The sequence below is a fragment of the Candidatus Obscuribacterales bacterium genome (assembly GCA_036703605.1).
Taxonomy (GTDB): domain Bacteria; phylum Cyanobacteriota; class Cyanobacteriia; order RECH01; family RECH01; genus RECH01.
Genome location: DATNRH010000567.1, coordinates 1 through 4,031, shown reverse-complemented (window position 1 = coordinate 4,031; position 4,031 = coordinate 1). Strand labels below are relative to the sequence as shown.

The window sequence follows — 4,031 nt, the reverse complement described above, 5'->3', positions numbered from 1 at the left end:
GGTGAGGAAACAGAAGCAGATGACTTAGGGACAGGAGATTTCTCTTTGGGAGGCATGGAGGATCTCGATGGAGGTTGGCAGATGTTGGACGGTTAGGAGTTAATGTCCATGCAATCGACGCAGTTGCTCGTAGTCGTACACTCGAATCTCGGGTAGGGGTTTTGGGGATGTTGATGGAGCAGAGGCGTCGGAGGGGTTAGAGATGTTAGAGGGGTCGAGCGCAGGTGTTTCATCGATGGGGGTGGGGATGGGAAGGCTGTCGATATAGTGATGGCGATCGCGGATTTCGTTGAGGATGGACTGATTGCTGATCGCTCGCTGAGTTTCGCGTAATCGACGACTGATGGCTTTGGCATCAGAGAGGGACAGGTGTTCGGTTTCTAGGTTTTGGGCGTGGGCTCGGGTTAAGAATTCGTCGTGGTGTTTGTGCGCTTGGTACACCCATAGGGTGGTGATGTCTCGGGGGTCGTAGCGGATCACGATTTCGCTGCCGGCATAACCGGACAGGTATTCGCCCCGATATACGAGGTTGGCGAAGCGGATGTAGCCACCTTGGTAGACGCGGCGGTTTTGCTGGCGCAGGAGAAGGCTATCGAGTTCGCGGGCGTCGCGGGGTTGGCGAAGGCTCATTTGTCCGTTGCGCCAGCGGCTGATGCGGCTCTGATGGCGATCGCGCGGGTCGATGCGTTGGTTGTAGTTATCGACGATGTAGCGGATCAGAAGGGTTTCGAGTTGTTCAAGGGTCAGGATGGCTTCGGCTCGAATGGCGCTCTGGTGCGGTTGAGCGCGGGCGGTGGTGTAACCAGGGAGTTGGGAAAAGAAGTCTTGATTGAGGGTACCAAAGGGGCGTTCGATGATGCCGCCTTGGCTAGGGTGGTGCCGATGACACAGGACGATGCCGAGTTGGTTGGCAATATGTTCGAGATGATGGGAGGTGAAGTCGCTGCCGCTGTCGGTGTAGAGGTATTGGGGGATGCCTTGGCTTTCCCAGTCGTGGTGCAGGTGGTAGCTGGGAGGGTAGGTTTTGGGCAGGATGGCGTGGCGTAGGGCTAAGCCGGTTATGTTGGCGCTGGGTGGATCCATGCCCAGGTGGATGCCCATGATGCAGCGAGAGTAGGTGTCGATGACGGTGGTGAGGGTCGGACGACCCAGGATGTCGCCTTGGCAATCGACGAGGTAGATGTCGGCGGGGGTATGGTCACATTGCCACACTTGGTTGCTATGGTCGATGGCGATTTCACTACCAGTTTTGCTGGTTAGGGTCAGGGTGTCGCCGATCCAGCCGATGTGATGGCGTTTCTGCTTTTGTGCTTGTTCTTGGATCAATGGGGCAAGGATTCGATACACGGTGCGACGGCTGGGATAGTTCGTGTACCCCTCTTCGGCGGCATGGATTTCGACTTGTTTGGCAATTTGGGCGCGGCTGGTCTGACGCATCCCTCGGTTCCCTTGCCGGTATCGCTGGATAATGTAATCTTGCCACGCTAAATCGGTTTTATGGTGTCCCGCATCGGCGCGTTCTCTACGGGTTAGACCGCTTGCGCCTTGCGTTCGATAGTGACTTACTAATCGTTTTAGGTTACGGATACTGATGCCCAATTCTTGGGCGGCTTTGATTTCTTCTTCGCGATATTGGGGATCTCCTCGATGCTGTTGCAGCGTTTGGATGACTTCAACTCGGCGGCGATCTTTGTAGGGAAGGTCGTCTAGTGAGTAGTGCTCAACTGTGGCAGCTTCGGGTACCCTCTCATGCTCGGGTTCTATCCGGTTTGACATCGATACACCTCTGCAAGATGGGTGGGCCCTGATCGGTTGACTAAATAAGCGACTGGTGGCTTTATACTATTCTGTTCTGTGCCGCGCTTTTTGGCGGCTTTCCGCAGTTTTTCTATACTTTTAGTCAGACCCTATTCGATTTTCAAATAAATTATGAGCAGCCAATGACGGGTGGGGCGACTCCCTAAAATGATGCGATCGCTATAGCCCTGGTCACGCAACCTTTCTACCTGCTCTAATGACAAATAGCGTGGCACAGTTTCTGCTTTTCTTGCAATGAGAACACCTCTAGTTTCGGGACGCGACTGAAGTGCCACGCTATTTGTCATCAACTCGTCAGGAATATATTAATTCCCCATAGACGAAATGCCTTATTAGACAAGGGTTTAGTCACTTCTAGGTGACGATTTTGTGTGCCACGCTATTTGTCATCAATCGGCGTGCCACGGTATTTGTCATCATCCCCAAAACCCTTGCTATGTATAGCTTTTAGACTCTTTAAGATTCTGAACTGCTCTCGCTGCGTTCGCTCTCTTTAAGGACTAATACATAAGTATTATATAACTGAAACAACTGCTATCATTGCTTCTCAGCTCTCTGATGTCATTTATCGTGGCACAATCTCGGATCCATGACAAATAGCGTGGCACTTGACAATAGAAAGAAATGCATTACCTTATCCTACCATTGCCATTAACACATCTCACTTACCTATTTTAATGCACACACCTTACCTAGTCATCTTATGCATCTTGCGCTAATGTATCTATAACTTACCTCTTTTGCTATCGAACAGGCTACCCAAAACCTCATACACCACAGTAACCCAAGTCCACGATCGCTCTTTAGACACCTCGGCACCATGCCGCAACTCACCTCGAAACAATCAATGCTTTACTTACTCAATGGATCCATTTCGCCACTACAATCCTTATCTTTAAGCATACGCGTATACGCGATCGCCCACAAATAAGTAAACACTTTTCTGGATAGAGGCTAGGTTCTGCTCAACGGCTACTCTCCCATGTCAACATGCTCCACAGCCTGCCAAATAGACGTTCCATCACCCAGCACAGATGAGACGTGATAGCTTCTAATTCATCTAACGACTTCAACACTGCGGTTGGCGATCGCTGCATGGGTCAGCGGACACAAACGCTCGGCTGGCTGAAGCTCCGGAGATTTGGTTAGCCCATGTCTCTGTCTTGGCAGCTTAGATGATGTGAACACATTCTTGAATGCTTTTATGGACACAACGACACAAAACGCTCATGCGATCATTGACGACATGGTGACGCTTCGCATCCAACTCGCTGCGATCGCTTCCCAAATTGAATCGCTTAAACCGGCCTTCTTTGAAGCTTGTGCAGAGCTCGATAGGACGCCACTCAAACTCGACTCGGCTGTTATTTCTCGCACGTTAACGGTTGGACAGTGGGACTACCCAAATGACATCCTCGAACAGGAACAACGGCTGAAGCGGCTCAAACAGCAGTTTCAAACCACACATGAGCCAACAGGCGGACGACAAATTATTTGGTCGATCCGACTTCTTGTTTAGTCACTCTTCTGAGTCACTCTATTGCGTTATCGTGGACTTCAATTGGTGCCATCTGCGAGAAGGGTAACTGACAGCGATCGCACTCACCGATCGCCCATTGGCTAGGTAGGCAAAGGGGATGCTGGCATCGCGGACAGCAGGATAGGAGCAATAGCGGGTGTTGGTCACATTGTGGGTGTTCGGCTTGTTGCCAGGTTAACCGATGCCAGGGTTTATGGGCATAACAATCTGGACACAGGCGGGTCGGCCAATGCAATCGGGTGTCGGCACTTGACCACATCTGCTGAAGTCGTGCGAGCGCCACGCCACTCATCTGGGAAAGCTGCTGCAGTTGCAATCGGTTGGGACGGCGTTGACGGGATGGACTTTCCCAATACGTTACAACGTGCGATCGCTCTCCCAGCATCGATGCTAGATGACTTCCGCTCAGGCAATTGGCACGGCGAAATCGCCCCAGAAAGTGGCTGAAACTTTCGTCGGGGTAGGGGGCTACTTCAAATAACCAAGGACGGATGATTCGTGTGCGTGGAGAGGTGTTTTGAGACGATTGGGCTTGAGTGTTTTGAGTGCTTTGGTTGGGGTGGTTCGTGTTGGAACACGTCATAAGGCGTCTGCTCTATTTGATGGCTAGGGAGCATTCTTTGACGACTTGTCTGAGTAAGGGTAGTTCGATGCGGGTCTGGCCCTGCTGCAA

Annotated in this window: 3 protein-coding genes; 1 reads left to right on the top strand and 2 read right to left on the bottom strand. The window is 51.6% G+C overall.

Features of this window, described 5'->3' with window-relative positions; translation table 11 throughout:
* Nucleotides 1-99 precede the first annotated feature (99 nt).
* Nucleotides 100-1,776 (bottom strand): Mu transposase C-terminal domain-containing protein, encoded by a 1,677-nt coding sequence (locus V6D20_12110; GenBank protein HEY9816524.1) that lies wholly within the window; start codon nt 1,774-1,776, stop codon nt 100-102.
* A gap of 1,246 nt (nt 1,777-3,022) precedes the next feature.
* Here V6D20_12110 and V6D20_12105 point away from each other — a divergent pair.
* Nucleotides 3,023-3,337 (top strand): hypothetical protein, encoded by a 315-nt coding sequence (locus V6D20_12105; protein ID HEY9816523.1) that lies wholly within the window; start codon nt 3,023-3,025, stop codon nt 3,335-3,337.
* Between the two features lie 13 nt (nt 3,338-3,350).
* Here the strand turns inward: V6D20_12105 and V6D20_12100 are convergent, their stop codons facing one another.
* Nucleotides 3,351-3,941, bottom strand: a complete 591-nt coding sequence (locus tag V6D20_12100) for a TniQ family protein (GenBank protein ID HEY9816522.1) — start codon at nt 3,939-3,941, stop codon at nt 3,351-3,353.
* Nucleotides 3,942-4,031: the final 90 nt, after the last annotated feature.